This is a genomic window from Murdochiella massiliensis (assembly GCF_900059565.1).
Taxonomy (GTDB): Bacteria; Bacillota; Clostridia; order Tissierellales; family Peptoniphilaceae; genus Murdochiella; species Murdochiella massiliensis.
This window is the reverse complement of the sequence record NZ_FIZW01000002.1, coordinates 815,189-833,642: the sequence shown is the minus strand read 5'-3', so window position 1 is coordinate 833,642 and position 18,454 is coordinate 815,189. Positions and strand designations below refer to the sequence as shown.

General features: G+C 37.8%; 18 protein-coding genes. All 18 read left to right on the top strand.

The features are described from left to right. Window positions 1-22 precede the first annotated feature (22 nt). The 18 genes from rlmD (at window position 23) to BN3910_RS05415 (ending at window position 18,424) form a co-directional block, all read left to right on the top strand. Window positions 23-1,744 (top strand): 23S rRNA (uracil(1939)-C(5))-methyltransferase RlmD, encoded by a 1,722-nt coding sequence (rlmD, locus tag BN3910_RS05495; protein ID WP_066925096.1) that lies wholly within the window; start codon window positions 23-25, stop codon window positions 1,742-1,744. A 150-nt stretch (window positions 1,745-1,894) separates the two neighbouring features. Next, a complete protein-coding gene (locus BN3910_RS05490) occupies window positions 1,895-2,515 on the top strand; it encodes a class I SAM-dependent methyltransferase (protein ID WP_066925093.1) in 621 nt (206 codons plus the stop codon). A 106-nt stretch (window positions 2,516-2,621) separates the two neighbouring features. Then, the gene (locus BN3910_RS05485) at window positions 2,622-3,401 is read left to right on the top strand and encodes a replication initiator protein A (RefSeq protein WP_066925091.1); all 780 of its coding nucleotides are present in this window, start codon (window positions 2,622-2,624) and stop codon (window positions 3,399-3,401) included. Next, on the top strand, window positions 3,398-4,249 hold the full coding sequence (locus BN3910_RS05480) for an ATP-binding protein (protein WP_066925089.1): 852 nt from the start codon (window positions 3,398-3,400) through the stop codon (window positions 4,247-4,249). Before BN3910_RS05485 ends, BN3910_RS05480 begins: the two co-directional genes overlap by 4 nt. Continuing rightward, window positions 4,246-4,731 carry a PcfB family protein gene (locus BN3910_RS05475; protein ID WP_066925087.1) on the top strand — a complete coding sequence of 162 codons (486 nt, stop codon included), beginning with the start codon at window positions 4,246-4,248 and terminating at the stop codon, window positions 4,729-4,731. The genes BN3910_RS05480 and BN3910_RS05475 overlap by 4 nt, the downstream gene beginning before the upstream one ends. Then, window positions 4,728-6,512 carry a VirD4-like conjugal transfer protein, CD1115 family gene (locus tag BN3910_RS05470; RefSeq protein WP_066925085.1) on the top strand — a complete coding sequence of 595 codons (1,785 nt, stop codon included), beginning with the start codon at window positions 4,728-4,730 and terminating at the stop codon, window positions 6,510-6,512. Before BN3910_RS05475 ends, BN3910_RS05470 begins: the two co-directional genes overlap by 4 nt. A 53-nt stretch (window positions 6,513-6,565) precedes the next feature. Further along, on the top strand, window positions 6,566-6,697 hold the full coding sequence (locus tag BN3910_RS08010; RefSeq protein WP_025194605.1) for a hypothetical protein: 132 nt from the start codon (window positions 6,566-6,568) through the stop codon (window positions 6,695-6,697). Next, on the top strand, window positions 6,678-6,989 hold the full coding sequence (locus BN3910_RS05465) for a single-stranded DNA-binding protein (RefSeq protein WP_000807041.1): 312 nt from the start codon (window positions 6,678-6,680) through the stop codon (window positions 6,987-6,989). Before BN3910_RS08010 ends, BN3910_RS05465 begins: the two co-directional genes overlap by 20 nt. Window positions 6,990-6,992: 3 nt before the next feature. Beyond that, entirely contained in the window at window positions 6,993-7,208 is a 216-nt protein-coding gene (locus tag BN3910_RS05460) for a Maff2 family mobile element protein (RefSeq protein ID WP_000394208.1), read from the top strand. 19 nt (window positions 7,209-7,227) lie between these two features. Further along, entirely contained in the window at window positions 7,228-8,091 is an 864-nt protein-coding gene (locus BN3910_RS05455; RefSeq protein ID WP_000466906.1) for a VirB6/TrbL-like conjugal transfer protein, CD1112 family, read from the top strand. 17 nt (window positions 8,092-8,108) lie between these two features. Then, window positions 8,109-8,372 carry a conjugal transfer protein gene (locus tag BN3910_RS05450; RefSeq protein ID WP_066925083.1) on the top strand — a complete coding sequence of 88 codons (264 nt, stop codon included), beginning with the start codon at window positions 8,109-8,111 and terminating at the stop codon, window positions 8,370-8,372. 3 nt (window positions 8,373-8,375) lie between these two features. Next, window positions 8,376-8,765, top strand: a complete 390-nt coding sequence (locus tag BN3910_RS05445) for a PrgI family protein (RefSeq protein WP_066925081.1) — start codon at window positions 8,376-8,378, stop codon at window positions 8,763-8,765. Continuing rightward, the gene (locus BN3910_RS05440; protein WP_148417333.1) at window positions 8,677-11,106 is read left to right on the top strand and encodes a VirB4-like conjugal transfer ATPase, CD1110 family; all 2,430 of its coding nucleotides are present in this window, start codon (window positions 8,677-8,679) and stop codon (window positions 11,104-11,106) included. The genes BN3910_RS05445 and BN3910_RS05440 overlap by 89 nt, the downstream gene beginning before the upstream one ends. Before the next feature lie 3 nt (window positions 11,107-11,109). Then, entirely contained in the window at window positions 11,110-13,242 is a 2,133-nt protein-coding gene (locus BN3910_RS05435) for a CHAP domain-containing protein (protein WP_066925077.1), read from the top strand. Between the two features lie 11 nt (window positions 13,243-13,253). After that, the gene (locus BN3910_RS05430) at window positions 13,254-13,493 is read left to right on the top strand and encodes a conjugal transfer protein (protein ID WP_066925075.1); all 240 of its coding nucleotides are present in this window, start codon (window positions 13,254-13,256) and stop codon (window positions 13,491-13,493) included. Next, entirely contained in the window at window positions 13,468-15,003 is a 1,536-nt protein-coding gene (locus BN3910_RS05425) for a CD1107 family mobile element protein (RefSeq protein WP_066925073.1), read from the top strand. The genes BN3910_RS05430 and BN3910_RS05425 overlap by 26 nt, the downstream gene beginning before the upstream one ends. A 94-nt stretch (window positions 15,004-15,097) precedes the next feature. Then, window positions 15,098-16,810, top strand: coding sequence for a DNA topoisomerase 3 (locus BN3910_RS05420; RefSeq protein WP_066926251.1), 1,713 nt, complete (start codon window positions 15,098-15,100; stop codon window positions 16,808-16,810). Between the two features lie 81 nt (window positions 16,811-16,891). Then, the gene (locus BN3910_RS05415; RefSeq protein ID WP_034433749.1) at window positions 16,892-18,424 is read left to right on the top strand and encodes an AlbA family DNA-binding domain-containing protein; all 1,533 of its coding nucleotides are present in this window, start codon (window positions 16,892-16,894) and stop codon (window positions 18,422-18,424) included. Window positions 18,425-18,454: the final 30 nt, after the last annotated feature.

The window sequence follows — 18,454 nt, the reverse complement described above, 5'->3', positions numbered from 1 at the left end:
AGGGAACAGGAAGGAAGGGACGATGACGAAGAAAAAACATCCGGTGGTGGACGTGCGAATTGAAGAGCTGGCGTATCCCGATCGAGCGAGTGGCGTGGTGCTGTCGCCGATTCCGCATGATCCGGTGGGGGAGATGCTGGAGCTGCCCGTGGATCACAGCAAACGCGAAGCCGTCGCGCCCATGCGCATGAAGGGTGGCTTGCCGGGGCAGATTTGGCGTTGCCGCGTGAAGCGCTCGCATGCCGGGGTACGCGAGGTGGTGCCTTTGCAGCTGCTGGCACCGTCGTCCATGGAACATCGTCCGACTTGCCCACAGGCAGGGATCTGCGGAGGCTGCAATTACCAGAGTATCAGCGTGGAAACGGAGCTGTTGCTGAAAAGTCGGCAGCTGCGGGAGTTGTATGCGCCGCTGGGACTTTCTTCCGCCATTTCCCTCTATCGCAGTCCGTTGCTGGAAGGTTATCGCAGCAAGATGGAGTATACCTTCGGCGACAGCACGCCCGGAGGGCCGCTGACGCTGGGGCTTCATCGTCCGGGCCATTTTTATGACATTTTGCCGACGCCGCTGTGCAATATCGTCCCGGAGGACTTTAATTCTTTGCGCAAGGCGGTGGAGCGTTTTTGCCGTGAGCGCGAGTGGACATTCTATCATCGTGCGAAGAAGAGTGGCTATTTGCGCCATCTGGTGCTGCGTGCAGCCCTTACGACGGGGGAGCTGATGGTCAATCTTGTAACGACCTCGGAGCACGACTGGACGGCGCTCGACACGACGGAATTTCTGCGCCTACTGCGCAGCCTTTCTCTTTCGATGCGCCTCGTCAGCGTCTTCCACACGACCAATGATAGCGTTGCGGACGTGGTGCAGGCGGATGCCCTCGATCTTCTAGAAGGACGTTCTTATCTTGAGGAGCGCCTTTTTGACCTCTCGTTTCACGTGGGGCCGTTTTCCTTTTTTCAGCCCAACGTCATGGGCGCCAAGAACCTCTATTCCAAGGCACTTGACCTTGCCGGCGATCTGCGCGGAAAGACCGTCTACGATCTCTATTCCGGCACGGGAACCCTCGCGCAAATTGCAGCTTCACGCGCCCAGCGCGTCATCGGCGTCGAGATTGTGGAGGAAGCCGTCGAAAAAGCCCGTGAAGCCTGTCAACGCAACGGTCTTGCGAACGTGCGCTTTGTCGCTGCAGATGTCCTTGCCGAGCTTACCCGTCTTGCCGACATCGGCGATCGTCCCGACGTTGTCCTTCTCGATCCGCCCCGCCAGGGCATTCATCCCAAGGCCATCGCCCACCTTCTCGCCGCCGCCCCGGAGCGCATCGTCTACATCTCCTGCAATCCCACCACCCAGGTTCATGACCTTTCTCTCTTCACTGCCGGCGGCTACCGTGTGGAGCAAGTGGTTGCCTTTGACCAGTTTCCGCGGACGAAGCATGTGGAGACGGTAGCACTTTTGTCCAAACTTGATGTCGATAAGCATATAAATATTGAAATTGAGCTGGATGAGCTTGATTTGACCAGTGCTGAAAGTAAGGCAACATATGCTCAAATCAAAGAATATGTTTGGAATAAATTTGAATTAAAAGTTCCGACATTATATATTGCACAGATAAAGAGGAAATGTGGAATAGAATTACGAGAACATTACAACAAGTCTAAAAAGGAGAAACAAATTATTCCACAGTGTACACCTGAAAAAGAAGAAGCTATCATGGATGCCTTGAGACACTTCAAAATGATTGAATAGAAAAGAATGACAGCATATGACTTTCTGCATTTATGACATTTCTACTTGGTATAGGAACAGCTATTATTCCTTTCTTGCAAGGTATCAATGAGAAAATAGACTCAATATAAAGATTGATAGGATCATTTTTATATTTAAAGGAGCGTTGAAATGATTGATAAAAGCAATAAAAAATTTTGGGATAAATTTGCTAAGCTATATGCTCCTTTCATGAAAAAAGACAAAGGAGTATATGATAAAGTTTGCGAATACATTCGTCCTCATTTGAATAAAGACATGGAGGTGCTTGAACTTGCTTGTGGCTCAGGACAATTATCGTTTAATCTTTCAAAGCATACGAAAAGTTGGATTGGCACAGATTTTTCCGAACAAATGATTAAGGAAGCTAAAAAGCGTGGGGAATACGAAAATCTTACATTTGAAACAGCCGATGCAGTAGCATTATCCTATTCGCATGAAAAATTTGATTGTGTGTTAATTGCTAATGCACTTCATATTATGCCTAAACCGGATGAGGCGATGAAAGAAATATATAGGGTGTTAAAACCTAATGGGACTTTGTTCGCCCCGACTTTTCTATGGAAAGAGGGAAAACAAAGAAAAATGATAAAAAGTTTGATGTCTATTTTAGGATTTAAGATGTATCAAGAATGGGATAAAAAGGAATTTGAAGATTTTATTAAAGAATATGGATTTTCAGTAGTTGAAATGAAATTGGCACATGGAGGTCTTGCACCGATTGGTGTGATGATTGCTCAAAAAGTGATTTAACAGATTCTATTCTTATGATTTAAAAAATTTCATCAAAATGGTAACCAAAGGCGATAGAAAAACTATCGTCTTTTTCTTTGCAAATTTTTTGGAAGGAGGTGAAGCGATGGACTTTGACTATTTCTATAATCGTGAAGCAGAGAGATTTAATTTTCTTAAAGTACCGGAGATATTAGTTGATGGAGAAGAATTTAAGGGGTTGTCAGCAGAGGCAATTATCCTTTATTCCATGCTTCTAAAACGAACGGGAATATCTTTTAAGAATAACTGGATAGACAAAGAAAATAGAGTATTTATCTATTTTACCGTTGAAGAAATTATGAGAAGAAGAAATATCTCAAAGCCGACAGCCATAAAAACATTGGATGAGTTAGACAGTAAAAAAGGAATCGGACTGATTGAAAGAGTAAGGCTTGGACTTGGAAAACCTAATATCATTTATGTAAAAGACTTTATGAGTGTATTTCAAGCAAAAGGAAATGACTTTCAGAAGTCAAAAAACTTTACTTCAGAAGTAAAAGATGTTGACCTCAGAAGTAAAGAAAATGAACTTCAGGAAGTTAAAAATGTTGACTCTAACTATATAGAGAATAATAAGAGTAAGTATAGTAAGAGAGAATATAGTTTTTGCGAAAACGGACTTGGAACATTTCAAAATGTATTTTTAACTGATGAAGATATTTCTGATTTACAAATTAAACTAAATGCACAGCTTGATAATTACATTGAACGCTTATCTGCATATATCAAAAGCACCGGAAAGACCTATAAAGACCATAAAGCGACGATCCTTTCTTGGTTTTATAAAGATCAGGGCAAAAGCAAGCAGCCGAAAACATCAAATGTCCCGACATGGGAAGAATATAACAAAGGAGAACATTTATGAAAAGAGAATTGGAAAAAATAATGATAGAGGATGTAGAATTTGCCTATGATTCTGAAAAAGAATATATCAAAGATGGACACGCATATTGCAAAGTCTGCCACGAAAGAAAAGATGGAAAAGTGATGGAGTTTTTTGGCAGTAAGAGGATATTTAAGATTTCTTGCAAATGCGATAGAGATAGAGAGGCAAGAGAAAAAGAAAGACAAAAGCAGATAGAGATTGAACGATTAAAAAGTAGCTGCTTTAACTCTATTATTCAATGGTCATATACCTTTGAAAACTATCAGGGAGAAGAAAATAAAAGCCTGATCATTGCTAAAAACTTTGTCAAAGACTATGAGGAAATGAAAAAAGAAAATATCGGACTGTTATTTTACGGCTCTGTAGGAAGCGGTAAGACCTATCTTGCATGCTGTATCGCCAATGCCTTAATTAAAGAGTATCGAATAGGTGTTAAGATAAGAAATTTTGCACAAATTATCAATGAACTGCAAAAGGGAGGTTTTGATTTTGATAAAAACGCATATATTGAATCCCTTGTAAATACTTCCGTTCTTATCTTAGATGACTTGGGAATTGAAAGGGATACAAGCTATGCTAAAGAGCAGGTATATAACATTGTCAATAGCAGGTACCTAAAACAGAAACCAACAATTTTCACAACAAATCTTTCCTACGACACAATTCAAAACTGCAAGGACAGTGTTGAATATCAAAGAATCTATTCAAGAATTATTGAAATGTGTATTCCCGTTATGGTTGTAGGTGAGGATTTCAGAAAGTTTATTCAAAGAGATAAGCTAACTCGCAATAAAGATAGATTACTGAACGGAGGTGAGAGAACTTGATTAATGAAGAAATTGCAAGAAAAACGCTCAACATGGAAGTGAGAGCCTGCAAAGTAACAGGCAAGATACTTTTGGATTTGATAAGGAAGTTACTGAAAGAATCAGAAAAAATCGGTGGACTTGAAAAGCTCGTTGGGAGTAAAGGGAATGAAGTAAAACTAAAAGATATGGTTAAAAAGGGACAGCTTGAAGAGATACCAGTAGAAGAAACAGAATTGAAGGAACTGAAAAAAGAACTGAACAGATATGGAGTTAAGTTTTCGGTAATGAAAGATAAAGAATCAGGTAAATACTCAGTGTTCTTTCAAGCAAAAGATATGAAAGTGATGGACAAAGCATTTAAGCACGCCCTTTCAGAATCAGAAAAGAAAACGGAAAGGAAAGAATCTATTCATAAAAACATTGAGAAGTTTAAGGAAATGGCTAAAAATTCTGTTTCTAAAGATAAAATCAAGAACAAGCAAAAGGAGCAGAGCCTATGATAGAGAAAATACTAAAGGACATCAAAGGCTTGTTTAAGGTGCAGGATAAGGCAAAGTTTCTAAAGCAGAACATTCCCTATCTTGCATTTTTCTATGTTGGCAATATCTTCTCTCACCATATACGAGCCTATACTGGTGGCGATGTAATAGACAAAATCTTTCAAGGGATATTAGAGCTTAACACCATCAGCTTTATTCCAAGCATTCATCCAACTGACATTCTAATAGGCATAGGAGTAGCAGCTTTAATTAAATTCATTGTCTACAGCAAAGGCAAAAATGCAAAAAAGTTCAGACAGGGAAAAGAGTATGGTTCAGCAAGATGGGGAACGAGAAAAGATATAGAACCATACATGGATGAAAAATTCCAGAACAATATCTTGCTTACACAAACAGAACGATTAACTATGAACGGCAGACCAGCTAATCCAAAGTATGCAAGAAATAAAAATGTTTTGGTTATAGGTGGTTCAGGCTCCGGAAAGACAAGATTTTATGTAAAACCGAACTTAATGCAAATGCACTCGTCATATTGCGTGACCGATCCTAAAGGAACAATAGTCCTTGAGTGTGGCAAGATGCTTGAAGATAATGGCTATGAGATTAAAATTCTAAATACCATAAACTTCAAAAAATCCATGAAATACAATCCTTTTGCATATATTCGTTCTGAAAAAGATATTCTAAAGCTTGTTCAGACAATTATCGCAAACACGAAGGGCGAGGGAGAAAAAGCAGGTGAGGACTTTTGGGTTAAAGCTGAGAAACTCTACTATACGGCACTTATCGGCTACATCTGGTATGAGGCTCCAAGAGAAGAAAAGAACTTTGCAACACTACTTGATATGATAGACGCTTCAGAGGTAAGAGAAGATGATGAAACCTACATGAATCCGATTGATAGACTCTTTGAAGCATTGGAAAAGAAAGAACCGACACACTTTGCGGTGAAGCAATATAAAAAGTACAAATTGGCTGCTGGAAAAACTGCCAAGTCTATTCTAATATCTTGTGGAGCAAGACTTGCCCCTTTTGACATAAGAGAGCTCAGAGAACTAATGAGTGAAGATGAACTTGAGCTTGATACACTGGGAGATAGAAAGACAGCACTCTTTGTTATCATCTCCGATACAGATGATACTTTTAACTTTGTGGTATCTATTATGTATTCTCAGCTATTTAACTTGTTATGTGATAAGGCAGATGATGTGTATGGAGGAAGATTACCTGTTCATGTAAGATGTCTACTTGACGAGTTTGCAAACATCGGCTTAATTCCAAAGTTTGAAAAACTGATAGCGACAATCCGTTCCAGAGAAATATCAGCAAGTATAATTCTTCAAGCACAATCTCAGCTAAAGGCAATCTATAAAGATAATGCTGACACAATTGTGGGCAACTGTGATAGTACCTTGTTTCTTGGTGGCAAGGAAAAGACCACATTAAAGGAACTTTCCGAAACACTGGGAAAAGAAACGATAGATTTATATAACACATCGGAAACAAGGAGTAATCAAAAGAGTTTTGGACTTAATTATCAAAAGACAGGCAAGGAACTTATGAGCCAAGATGAAATTACAGTCATGGACGGTGGTAAATGTATTTTTCAGCTTCGTGGTGTCAGACCTTTTCTATCGGATAAATTCGATATTACAAAGCATAAGAACTATAAGCTGCTTGAGGACTATGACAAGAAAAATTTATTTGACATAGAAAGCTATATGAAGCGAAAAGGAAAAGCAAAGCTGAATAGGGAAACAGTTATTACAAGAGTGCAGTAAGTCTAAAGAACATAGATTTGCTGCTTTTTTATTACTCAAAGTCAGGAGGTAAGATGATAAGAATACGAAGTCCCACTAAGAAAAAAGTAAATAGGATGACCATCAGCGATTGGAAAAGAAAAAACTCCAATCGCTTTTTTATTGAAAGAAAAGGAGAAATTTTTAATGAAGCAAGAAATGATTAACATCAATGCCAATTTATTGGCAGAGCCCACTTTTTCAAGTTTTGACAAAGAGGGAGAAACTGTTGAGGTTGCAAACTTCACGCTTGTAAAAAAGTACGGGAAAGGCAAGGAGTATATCAACTGTGCAGCCTATGGAGAAAAATCGGAGAAAGCAAAGGACTTTGAAAAAGGCGATTTGATTCATATCTTTGGCTACTTTAAGAAGCGTGAAAAAGAGGGAAAGACTTACAAAAACTTTGTAGTGAAGTCATATAACAAGATTGAAAAGAAAGAAGAAAGCGAGGAGGAATAAATTATGGAATTTTTTACACAGGCAGTTAATGTATTAAAGATTTTGGTAATGGCAGTAGGTGCAGGACTTGGAGCATGGGGTGTTATCAACCTGATGGAAGGTTATGGGAATGACAATCCGGGTGCAAAATCTCAAGGTATTAAGCAGCTTATGGCAGGAGGCGGTATTGTCCTTATCGGACTTAAGCTGATTCCACTTCTTGCCAATGTACTCAAGTAAGAAGAAAAGGAGAGCTTAGATGTTTGGAATATTCGACAAGATAGAAGAATTTTTTAAGGAACTTCTACTGGGCGGTATCCAAGCAAACTTAGAGTCCATGTTTCTTGACATCAACGATAAAGTTGGTGCAGTTGCAACAGATGTAGGAAAAACTCCCATGGGGTGGAACGGAGATGTATTTGCCTTTATCAAAAGCATTAACGATTCCGTCATTATTCCCATAGCGGGACTAATCATCACAGCAGTCCTTTGTATCGAACTTATCAATATGGTAATGCAGAAAAACAATATGCACGATACAGATACCTTTGAATTTTTTAAGTACATCATCAAGATGTGGATTGCTGTATGGTTAGTATCTCATGCTTTTGAGTTTTCAATGGCAGTCTTTGATGTGGCACAACATATGGTAAATAAGGCGGCAGGGGTGATAAATACCTCTGCCACCGTTTCCGGAGATCAGATAGTGGCAATGATGGATACCTTAAAAGAAAAGGGGCTTGGAGAGCTTGTCATGATTCTCTTTGAAACCTCACTCATAAAGGTTGCCATAGAGGTAATTTCTATTGTAATCATGCTTGTGGTTTACGGAAGAATGTTTGAGATTTATGTTTACTCATCGGTTTCAGCCATTCCATTTGCCACAATGGGAAACAAAGAGTGGGGACAAATTGGAACAAACTATATCAAAGGACTATTTGCACTTGGGCTACAAGGACTCTTTTTAATGGTTTGTCTTGGAATATACGCAGTATTAGTTAAGACAATAAAGATAACAGATATACACACAAGTACCATGACGATACTTGGATATGCGGTTTTGCTGGGACTAATGATGCTAAAGAGCGGAACTCTGGCCAAAAGCGTATTAAATGCACACTAACAGAAAGGAAGGATAGGATGATCAAAAGAAAAACAGTATTTACAGCAGTAGTAATCGGAGCAGGTGTTATAGCGGTGATTGATAGAATCAAACTTTTTAGCAAGATTAATGACTTGGAAGAAAGAACAAAAGACATCGGTCGCTGCCATAATGACTTTTGTATTTTGCAGGAAAGATATAACAAAAATACAGATAAACAGATAGAAAGCATTCAGGAAGAAATCGGCTCCGTATATGAACATATAGCCGAGCTTTCAAAGGGAAAAGAAGATGGGAGGTAAGTTATGGCGTATGTACCAATCCCAAAAGACCTAAAGAAGGTAAAGACAAAGGTAGCTTTTAACTTAACCAAAAGGCAGATGATAGGCTTCACACTCGCAGGACTGGTAGGAATACCAGTCTATTTATTTATGCGAAAGGTCGTTCCAAATGATATAGCCGTCATATTTCTCATTGTGTCCACACTCCCTATATTTTTCATCACTCTTTTTGAAAAGGACGGACTGACCTTTGAGAAATATTTTAAATATATTTACCTTCATAAGTTTTATCAGCCACAAAAAAGAGTGAGAAAGGAGGTTTACCTTGAAAGACAAAAGAAAGATTCAGCAGGTAAAGTTAGAACAAAACAAAAAGATGTTAAGAAGTCAAAGACAGGACTTAAAGCAAAATAAGGGAAAATCTAAAAAAGATAAAGGCGGGCTACTTGACCTTATTTTTAGAAAAGAACCAAAAAGATATACTGTCGAAGATACCATTCCCTATCTTAGGCTCTTAAAAAGCGGTATATGTCAGCTTGACGAAAAGCACTTTAGTAAAAGCATAGCCTTTCAGGATATTAACTACCAACTTGCCTTAGATGAAGATCGAGACTTGATTTTTAATCAGTTTGCAAATTTTCTAAACTCCTTTGATCCAAGTATCAGTATTGAGTTTTCATATATCAATCAACTTGGACGAAACGAAGAAATGAAGTCGGCAATTCAGATACCGGATAAAAAGGACGGTTTTGACGATATACGTCTTGAGTTTAGAGAGATGCTTAAAAGCCAGATTGTAAAGGGAAATAATGGACTGAAAAAATCAAAGTATGTAACCTTTACAGTAGAAGCGGATAATTTAGAGCAGGCAACATCAAAACTTGAAAGACTGGAGATAGATATATTATCTAATCTCAAAAGTATGGGGGTTCGTGCTGAAAGTCTTGCAGGAGAAGAAAGATTAAAGATACTTCACGATATATTAAATCCCAATAAGACCTTTGAGTTTTCATACAAAAATCTGAGGAAAAGGGAAAGCACTAAAACATACATTGTACCTGATGAATTTAACTTCACGCCTACAAGGTGCTTTAAGTTTGGAAAATTTATCGGGGCAGTCAGTCATTTTCAAATTCTTGCAAGTGAGCTTTCAGACCGTATGCTTGCCGAGTTTTTGGATATTGATGATAATATCAATATTTCCTTTCATATTAAGGCAATCGACCAATCGGAGGCTATTAAAATGGTAAAGAGAAAAAATACCGATATTGACAAGATGAAAATTGAGGAAAATAAGAAAGCGGTAAGAAGCGGCTATGATATGGACATTCTTCCATCGGACTTAATCACCTATGGAGAAGATGTAAAAAGCCTCCTAAAGGACTTACAGACAAGAGATGAGCGAATGTTTGTGGTAAGTATTGTCTTTATGAACTTTGCAAAAACGGTGCAAAAGCTTGATAACACAATCTCTCAGATAAGTTCCATTGCAAATAAGCATAACTGTAAGCTGAAAAGACTTGACCATACGCAAGAACAAGGACTTATCAGCGTGCTACCTCTTGGCGTAAATAAGATTGAGATAGATAGAGGACTAACCTCATCATCTACGGCAGTTTTTATGCCCTTTACCACAGAGGAGCTTTTTATCAATTCAAGTAACAGTCTTTATTACGGACTAAATGCCTTAAGCCATAACCTGATTATGGCAGATAGGAAAAAACTCAAAAATCCAAACGGTCTAATCCTCGGAACCCCCGGAAGTGGTAAATCCTTTAGTGCTAAAAGAGAAATGGCAAATGCAATTTTAGTAACGGACGATGATGTGATTATCTGCGATCCGGAGGGCGAGTATGGAAACCTTGTAAGACAATTTAATGGAGAAGTCATTAAAGTCAGCAGTAAGTCCAAAGATTACCTGAATCCCCTTGATATAAATATGAACTATGGCGATGGGGATGCGCCACTGAAAGACAAAGCAAACTTCATTATGAGTATGCTGGAGCTTGTAGTTGGTGGCAGTGGTCTTACGGCAGAAGAAAAGTCCGTTATAGACAGGTGCTTACCTAAGATTTACGAAAGGTATTTTGAAAATCCAGAACCTTGTAATATGCCTATACTTCAAGACCTATACGATATGTTAAAAGGACAGGAAGAAAAGGTCGGTAAAAAGCTGGCAACGGAGATGGAAATCTATGTATCAGGTTCCCTTAATGTTTTTAATCACAGGTCAAATGTGGACTTAAATAAGAAGCTCCTGTGCTTTGATATTAAAGAGCTTGGAAGCCAGTTAAAGAAAATAGGAATGCTTGTTATTCAGGATCAGGTATGGAATAAAGTATCTCAAAATAGAGGAAGCAAGGCTACAAGGTACTATATAGATGAGTTTCACTTGCTATTAAAAGATGAGCAGACAGCATCTTATTCTGTGGAAATATGGAAGCGTTTTAGAAAATGGGGAGGTATTCCAACAGGTATTACGCAAAATGTCAAAGACCTACTTATGAGTAAGGAAATTGAAAATATCTTTGATAATACCGACTTTGTCTTAATGCTAAATCAAGCGTCAGGAGACAGAGAAATTTTAGCAAGAAAACTTAAAATCTCACTTCCTCAGCTTAGATATGTTACCAACTCAAATGAGGGCGAGGGACTACTGTTCTTTGGAAATACCATTGTTCCTTTCCTTGATAAGTTCCCGAAAGATACAATTCTCTATCAGAAGATGACTACCAAGCCTGAAGAAGTGAGGTAGCCTATGGGAAAAAAGCTGAAAAAGGATTTTAGGGAAAGGCATAAGGCAAGTCTTGAAAGAGAAATGATCCATAGTGAAACATTCACTACATCTGAAGAAAGTAAGTTAAAGCACAACGATGATTACAGAGGAAAAATCGTCCATGACAAAGACAGATTTCAGGACAAGGTTCATAAGAAAATAAACAAGGTAAGTTCTGATAATGAAAAGGCTTATGGAACATCCAAGAGAAACGCAAGATATAGAGCTTCTGATAAGGATAGTGTAGCTGCTGTAAGTGAAACAGGAAGATTGGATTATATTACGGAGGTAAAGGATGGAAAAATCTATGATCCTTTAGGAAAAGACATTGATAATGACGGGATTATAGACAGATATGATAATGACTTTAGGGACAGCGACCACTTTGAATCGACCTATGATGTGGATGATAATCTCCATAAAAAAGATGAGTTTTTTGGAAGTTCCTCTATAACTCATGAGGCTAAAAAGAGAAAGTATAAGAGGAAAAACTACACCGAAAGCCTTTATACAAGAAAAAAAGAAGATGTGTCAAAGGAAAATAAATCTGAAGGTAAAAAGACTGGAAAAGATGCTGCAAGCGAAAAAGTTCATAGTAGCCTTTCTAAAGAGCAGAGGAAAAAGCTAAAGAAAGATATGGTAAAGGTATCTGCCCTTTCAGGACTTGCCAAAGGAAGTGAAACCGTAAGGGATTATCTTTCTCATGGAAGTGATGAAAATAAAGGGGTAGAGGCAGGAGAAAAGACAGCGGACGCAAGCTCGAAACTCATTCATGGCATAAAGAAATATTCTGATAAGAAAAAGGCGAAGAAAGGATACGATCTTACAAATAAGGACTATAAAATCAGGAAGCGAAAATCGAAGCTTGAATTTCGTGATGCCAAAGAGAACCTGAAAAAGACGAATGAATATAAAAGAGCAAATGCCTATAAAAGATTTCAAAAGAAAAATCAGGTAAAGGCAGCCATTCGTCGTGAGAATAAGTCAAGGCTCAGAGATCGGATTAAAGAAAACCTCATTGGCTCGTTGAAAGGCTCAAAGAGATTTATATTAAGAAAAGCAAAGGGACTTATGATTATTTTCATAGGTCTTATTATTTTGGGAACTTTCTTTATCAACTTTGCAGGAACGGGAATGACAGGCTTTATGAACTCCACAAGTTCTATTCTGACAACAAGCTATTTGTCAAAGCCAAATGTCCTAAATGAAATCAATCAGAGCTTTTCTGCTATGGAGAGTGAGCTTCAAAATGAGGTTGATCATGTCAAAAATAATTATCCCGGCTATGACGAGTACATCTTAAATAACACAGAGTATATTGGTCATAATGTCCATGAGCTTTTATCCTACATTACATCAAGATGTGGAGAGGTAAAGAGTGTATCGGAAGTAGAATCCATATTAAAAGAATTATTTGAGTCCATGTATGACCTTGAATATAGGGAAGAAGTTGAAATCAGATACAGGACAGTTACAGACACCTATACCGATGAAGATGGCAACGAATATACCGAAAGTCATGAAGAACCTTATGAGTATAAAAAGCTCATTGTAACGCTGCATAAAAAAGAGATGGACAGCATTATCCGAAAGATCTTTGCAAACTATCCAGACAACCTAAAGCATTATGAAGCCTTATTTCTTGCACAAGGAAATATGGGAGAAGCCTTTGGAAATTCTGACCTTATCAGTGCAAATGGTGGCGTAGGTGGTGGAGTTGAGTATGAAGCATCGAGTGAAGTTCAAAAGAAGATTGTTAATGCTGCATACATCACGCCATCTCCAGGTGCAGGCTGGTGTGCCATGTGGGTTTCACAGGTCTATCAAAATGCAGGTCTTGGATATATTGGCGGAAATGCCTGCGATATGTACAGAAACTATACTTTTACATCAGACAGGTCAAAACTCAAGGTGGGAATGCTTGTAGCGGTGGAAAGCAGTAGTAGTGGAAGCACAGCAGGACTTACCTATGGTCATGTAGGAATTTATATTGGAGATGGTAAAGTTATGGATAATATTGGACGAATAAGAGTAACTACTTTAGACAATTGGATTGCGTCTTTCTGCAAGCATCATCCCGTAGGATTTGGATTCCCACCAAACGTAAAGAAATAGGAGGTAACAATGTGAAACGAGAATTAACGGTAGTGAAAAACAAAATAAAGAAGTTGAAGGATAAAAAGGCTCTGATTGATGAAGAATTGGAGCCTTTATTTATTCGTGAAGAAGAACTTGAAAACGAAGAAATCATTGCCATTTGCAGAAAGAACAACATTACAATCAGTGATTTGATGGCAAAGGTAAACAGACAAAGAGTAGAAATGAAAAAGGAGAAGTCAAATGAAAACCAGTTGGGAAAAGAATAAGAAGTTTTGGACAGCAGCACTTGCAGTCGTTGTAAGCATAAGCTGCCTTTTGGGCCTTTGGACAGTTGTTTATGCTCATGAGCAAAACTTAGCGGAAGCACCTACAAGCGATAAAGCTGTCCAAACACAAGTGGAAGTAAATGTAAAGTATATCTTTGAAGATGAAAAAGTTTATAAGGAAGAAAAGATAAAGGCTGAGAAAGGACAGCTTCTTGACAGCGGCGATCTGCCGATGCTCCCTGATAATATGAAATTTATTGATGAGTTTCTATTTTATGAAGTAAAAGGCGATGGAAATGATGAAATTATCCGAAAGGTAGCAAAGACTGAGGCTAAAGATAAAGAGACTCAGACAGAAGAAGAAAAGCCGAAACAGGATGAAAGCTCGCAGACGAAAACTCCAAAGACGGAAGATAAATCAACGCAGACAGAGCTTTCTAAAAATGATATTTCCAAAATGGAAAAAGATGCTAAGGAGCTTCAGGAAAAACTTGATAAGTTAAATAGCGAAATGAAGGATAAAGACAAATTAAGCGATAATCAGAAAGAAAAAATCAAAGAACTTGAAGCCCAGATTGAAAGCTTGAAAGAAAAAACAAAAAAAGATAAGGAAAATAAGGACTTATCAGAAGAAATGAAGAAGGAAATGGATAAGCTGAATAAAAAGATTAAAGAGCTTGAGGAAAAGGCAAATGAAGCAAACAAGGCTCCCGTAATATCTAATCCGTCTGCACCGAACAGCCCTATTTCCGGAATTAAGACAAACTCAGACATTTCAAATCAAACACATGTAAACAACACAGGAAAAAGCACAACTACACAGGCGAGTTCAGAAAATACTGTAAAAGATACAAGTAATTCTGAAACGAAAGAGAAAGATATTCGCTATCCTAATAAGCTGACACCGAAAGCTCCTGCCAATAACAATCAGGATTCATCTATGGACGGGACAAGTAAGACTGTAAATACCAATAAGGGAGTAGCTTCTGCTCCGTCAAAGGCAAGAGGAACCGTTACGGAAAATAAGGACAATGCGAATAAGGACTATCCAATTCATCATGGGGATAGCGGCGATAATAAAGAAACGGATCAGTATTCTGCTGATGCAAGACAGTTTATTACCTTTCAAACGAAAAACGGTAAGACCTTCCATCTCATCATCAACCACGATGAGACACAAGAAAATGTAATGCTTTTAACGGAAGTATCTGAAGATGATCTTCTAAATATGGTTGAAAAGAAAGAGGCTCCGAAGCAGGAGATTAGCAAAGAGGAGCCAACTAAGGAAGAAGTAAAGCCTGAGAAAAAAGAAGAAAAGAGTAATTTAGGAACATACATTATTCTGCTTCTTGTTATAGGCGGAGCATTAGGAGCAGGTTATTACTTTAAGGTCGTAAAAAAGAAAGAGGATAAGGAGCTTGAAGCATTAGAGGAAGAAGATGATGATTTCTTTTCGGAAGCAGAAAGTGAGGAAGAAATAGGAGAAGCAGAAGTTGAAGATGAAGAATAAATGCATCTTAAAATATATTGTTATGGGTGCAAACGCAGGGCGAGAGAGTAAAATCTTTCGCCCTTTTACAATGAAAGCAGGAGGAAAAATATACATGGAACATATACTTGTGTTAGCGGAAAAACCGAGTGTAGCTATATCAATTGCAAAGGTAATAGGAGCTACAAAAAAGAAAGATGGATACTATGAGGGAAATGGATATAAGGTATCTTGGTGCGTAGGTCATCTAATTCAGATGGCAAATCCGGACGCTTATGATGGAAAATACGCTAAGTGGAATATATCGGATTTACCGATTATTCCGAAGCAGTACAAATTTGAAGTGGCAAAGGCTACAAAAAAGCAGTTCAATATCCTTAAAAAACTGATGAGTGATAAGGAGATTGATACAGTTATCAATGCGTGCGATGCGGGAAGAGAAGGAGAAAGTATTTTTAGACTGGTATATAACGAAGCTAAATGCAAAAAGAAAATGCAGCGTCTTTGGATTTCGTCAATGGAAGATAGTGCTATCAAAGAGGGATTTTCCAATCTAAAGAATGGTGAAGATTACGATAAGCTCTTTGAATCGGCACAGGCAAGAGCTATTGCAGACTGGCTTGTCGGAATGAATATCAGTAGGCTCTATTCTTGCCTGTATAAGCAAAATTACAGTGTCGGGAGAGTGCAAACCCCAACACTTTACATGATTGTAAAAAGAGATGAAGAAATAAGTAATTTTAAGAAAGAAAAATACTACACCGTAGAGCTTTCTATGAACGGCTTTACATTATCGACAGACAAAATTGGTGATGAAATAACCGCAGAGCAGCTTATTAATTTAATAGGCGATAATATTGAAATAACTGATGTCATTCAAAAAGAAAAGATTACAAAGCCGGATTTACCCTTTGACCTGACAACACTTCAAAGAGAGTGTAATAAATATTTTGGATATTCAGCAAAGCAGACGCTTGATTATGCTCAAAGCCTATATGAAAAGAAACTAATTACCTATCCAAGAACAGACAGCAGATGCTTAACGGAAGATATGATTGTAAGTACGGTCAATAACATTTTAGGAAAAAATGATTTTGATACAGAGCGTATCAAGACGGTATTTAACTCTAAAAAGGTTACAGACCATCACGCTATTATTCCGACAGTAAGCTCGTTAAGTGAAGATTTATCGAGTATCCCTGATAGTGAAGCGAAGGTATATAGGCTTATTTCTAATAAGCTTCACGCAAGTGTAGGTTATCCATTAGTGGAAAACACAACGAAGATTGTAGCTGAATTTGACGGATTTGAATTTACAAGTTCAGGAAGGGTAATTAGAGACGAGGGCTTTAGCAAATACCTTAAAGAATACAAGTCCAGGAAGAATGAGTTCATAGAGCTTCCTGATGTAAGTATTGGTAATGTTTTAAGTATTGAAAATAAAGAGATTAAAGAAAAATTTACTCAACCTCCCAAGCACTTTACTGAAGATACGCTTCTAAAGTCTATGGAGATTGCAGGAAATGAAGCCTTAGAAAAAGGTGTAGAAGTGGAAAGAAAGGGACTTGGAACACCCGCAACAAGGGCAGGAATTATTGAAAACTTAATCTATAAGGGTTTTGTCGAAAGAGATAAGAAAAATTTGATTGCAACACATAAAGGGATCAGCCTTGTAACAATAGTATCCGATACCTTTAAGTCAGCGAAAACAACTGCAAAGTGGGAAATGGAATTAGCGGATATTGCCAAAGGGAAATCTTCCAAAGAAAAATTCCTGAAAGATATTGAAAGCGAGATACAGGAGGCGGTTTTGAAATATCGCAAGTAAGTGCCTGCTGATTTCAGAGTGGAGAAAATCCTCTGGAAATGGTATAATATACAGATAAAAATTTTGAAAAGAGGAGGTATTATGCAGCTTTTAGATATAAAAAGAATGGCTCATAACATTCTTGAAAATCAAAACATAGAAAGCAGTTTTATCGAATATAAAAAGTCGGCAAATTTTAAAGATAAAATTCTAAAAACTGCTTGTGCCTTTGCCAATAACTATATGAACAATGAGATAGGCTTGTTGTTTGTTGGTATTGAAGAAGTCGATGATAAAGAAACGGGAGAAAAAGCAATTCCTAAAAGACCGATTGAAGGGATAAAGGAAGCAAAATTAGAGGGAATAGAAAATGAACTTAAATCGCTCCTTGCCAATATTCATCCTAAAATCAACTATCACATTATTACGGATCAAATTGATGATGAATACTATATCGTAGTTGCGGTAGAAAGTGGTAGTAACGGTCCGTTTCAAACAAGTGAAAGGGCAGAAAAAGATAAAGATATTCGATTAAAGGCAGGAAGATATATTAGAGTCGGTAGAGATTCAAGGCTTCCAAATCCAACCGAAGAATTTGAACTTTTGAAGAAGTTTGCAAACTTTTCTTTTAGCTCAAACTTGAACGATACAGCTACCATAGATGATTTAAGCTATGAATATATGAAAGAATATTTGCTTCAAACAGGAGCAAAAAAAGATATTAGAGAAATGTCTAAGCTGGATATGGCAAAGAGTATGGGGCTTGTCAGTGAAAGTGAGTATGGCGGTTATAGAGCTAAAAATTTTGCTGTGCTGATGTTTGCAGATACACCAAATAAATTTATTCCAAATGCCCATGTTGAAATCATAAGAGAAATTGATGGAACTGATAAAATGGAATCAAAGAAATTTGATGGTCCGGTTTGGATACAGGCAAAGCAAGTCAGCAAATATTTTGAAGATAATATTATGGCTTCATATACCATAAGGGAAGCGGATAAAATCGAGCATAAGATTGTCTATAACTATCCTCTTACAGCATTTGAGGAACTTGCTACAAATGCCATTTTGCATAAGGAATACGATACGCCTGAATATGTTGGGATATACATTTACAAGGACAGAATTTCTTTTGTGAATCATAATAGACCGCTCCCTCCTGTAACCATTGAGGCTCTTAACAGGGATAGAACTTTTGATCGAAGGCAATATCTTAACAAAGAACTTAAAGATATGTTCTTTTCACTTAATTTGATAGAGTCTTACGGTTCGGGTATAAGGCGTGCAAAGGATGCACTATTAGAAAATGGTTCTCCTGAGCTTAAGTTTTATCCGGATAATGAAGAAGATAACTATACCAACGCAGTTATGGGTGTGAATAAAGAATTTTTGAAAGAGTTTAATGGTAGTAATGATGAAAAAACTACCATGAAAACTACTACTAAAACTACTATGAAACAGGAAGAGATTATTAAGATAATAGCTGAAAATCCTCACATAAGTGCGAAAGAAATGGCAGAAAAACTAAACCTGACTGTTGATGGTGTACGTTATCATTTAAATAAAATGAGGAAAGCAGGACTTATTCGATATGAAGGCTCAACGAAATTAGGTCAGTGGGTAATTATGAAGTAGTGGTAAGTTGCAATACACAGAATTAAAAGG

Coding starts and splice junctions, on each gene's coding strand:
- rlmD (WP_066925096.1), top strand. CDS start 23: ATGACGAAGAAAAAACATCCGGTGGTGGACGTGCGAATTGAAGAGCTG.
- BN3910_RS05470 (WP_066925085.1), top strand. CDS start 4,728: ATGATAGAGAAAATACTAAAGGACATCAAAGGCTTGTTTAAGGTGCAG.
- BN3910_RS05455 (WP_000466906.1), top strand. CDS start 7,228: ATGTTTGGAATATTCGACAAGATAGAAGAATTTTTTAAGGAACTTCTA.
- BN3910_RS05445 (WP_066925081.1), top strand. CDS start 8,376: ATGGCGTATGTACCAATCCCAAAAGACCTAAAGAAGGTAAAGACAAAG.
- BN3910_RS05480 (WP_066925089.1), top strand. CDS start 3,398: ATGAAAAGAGAATTGGAAAAAATAATGATAGAGGATGTAGAATTTGCC.
- BN3910_RS05460 (WP_000394208.1), top strand. CDS start 6,993: ATGGAATTTTTTACACAGGCAGTTAATGTATTAAAGATTTTGGTAATG.
- BN3910_RS08010 (WP_025194605.1), top strand. CDS start 6,566: ATGATAAGAATACGAAGTCCCACTAAGAAAAAAGTAAATAGGATGACC.
- BN3910_RS05465 (WP_000807041.1), top strand. CDS start 6,678: ATGAAGCAAGAAATGATTAACATCAATGCCAATTTATTGGCAGAGCCC.
- BN3910_RS05450 (WP_066925083.1), top strand. CDS start 8,109: ATGATCAAAAGAAAAACAGTATTTACAGCAGTAGTAATCGGAGCAGGT.
- BN3910_RS05485 (WP_066925091.1), top strand. CDS start 2,622: ATGGACTTTGACTATTTCTATAATCGTGAAGCAGAGAGATTTAATTTT.
- BN3910_RS05420 (WP_066926251.1), top strand. CDS start 15,098: ATGGAACATATACTTGTGTTAGCGGAAAAACCGAGTGTAGCTATATCA.
- BN3910_RS05415 (WP_034433749.1), top strand. CDS start 16,892: ATGCAGCTTTTAGATATAAAAAGAATGGCTCATAACATTCTTGAAAAT.
- BN3910_RS05490 (WP_066925093.1), top strand. CDS start 1,895: ATGATTGATAAAAGCAATAAAAAATTTTGGGATAAATTTGCTAAGCTA.
- BN3910_RS05435 (WP_066925077.1), top strand. CDS start 11,110: ATGGGAAAAAAGCTGAAAAAGGATTTTAGGGAAAGGCATAAGGCAAGT.
- BN3910_RS05425 (WP_066925073.1), top strand. CDS start 13,468: ATGAAAACCAGTTGGGAAAAGAATAAGAAGTTTTGGACAGCAGCACTT.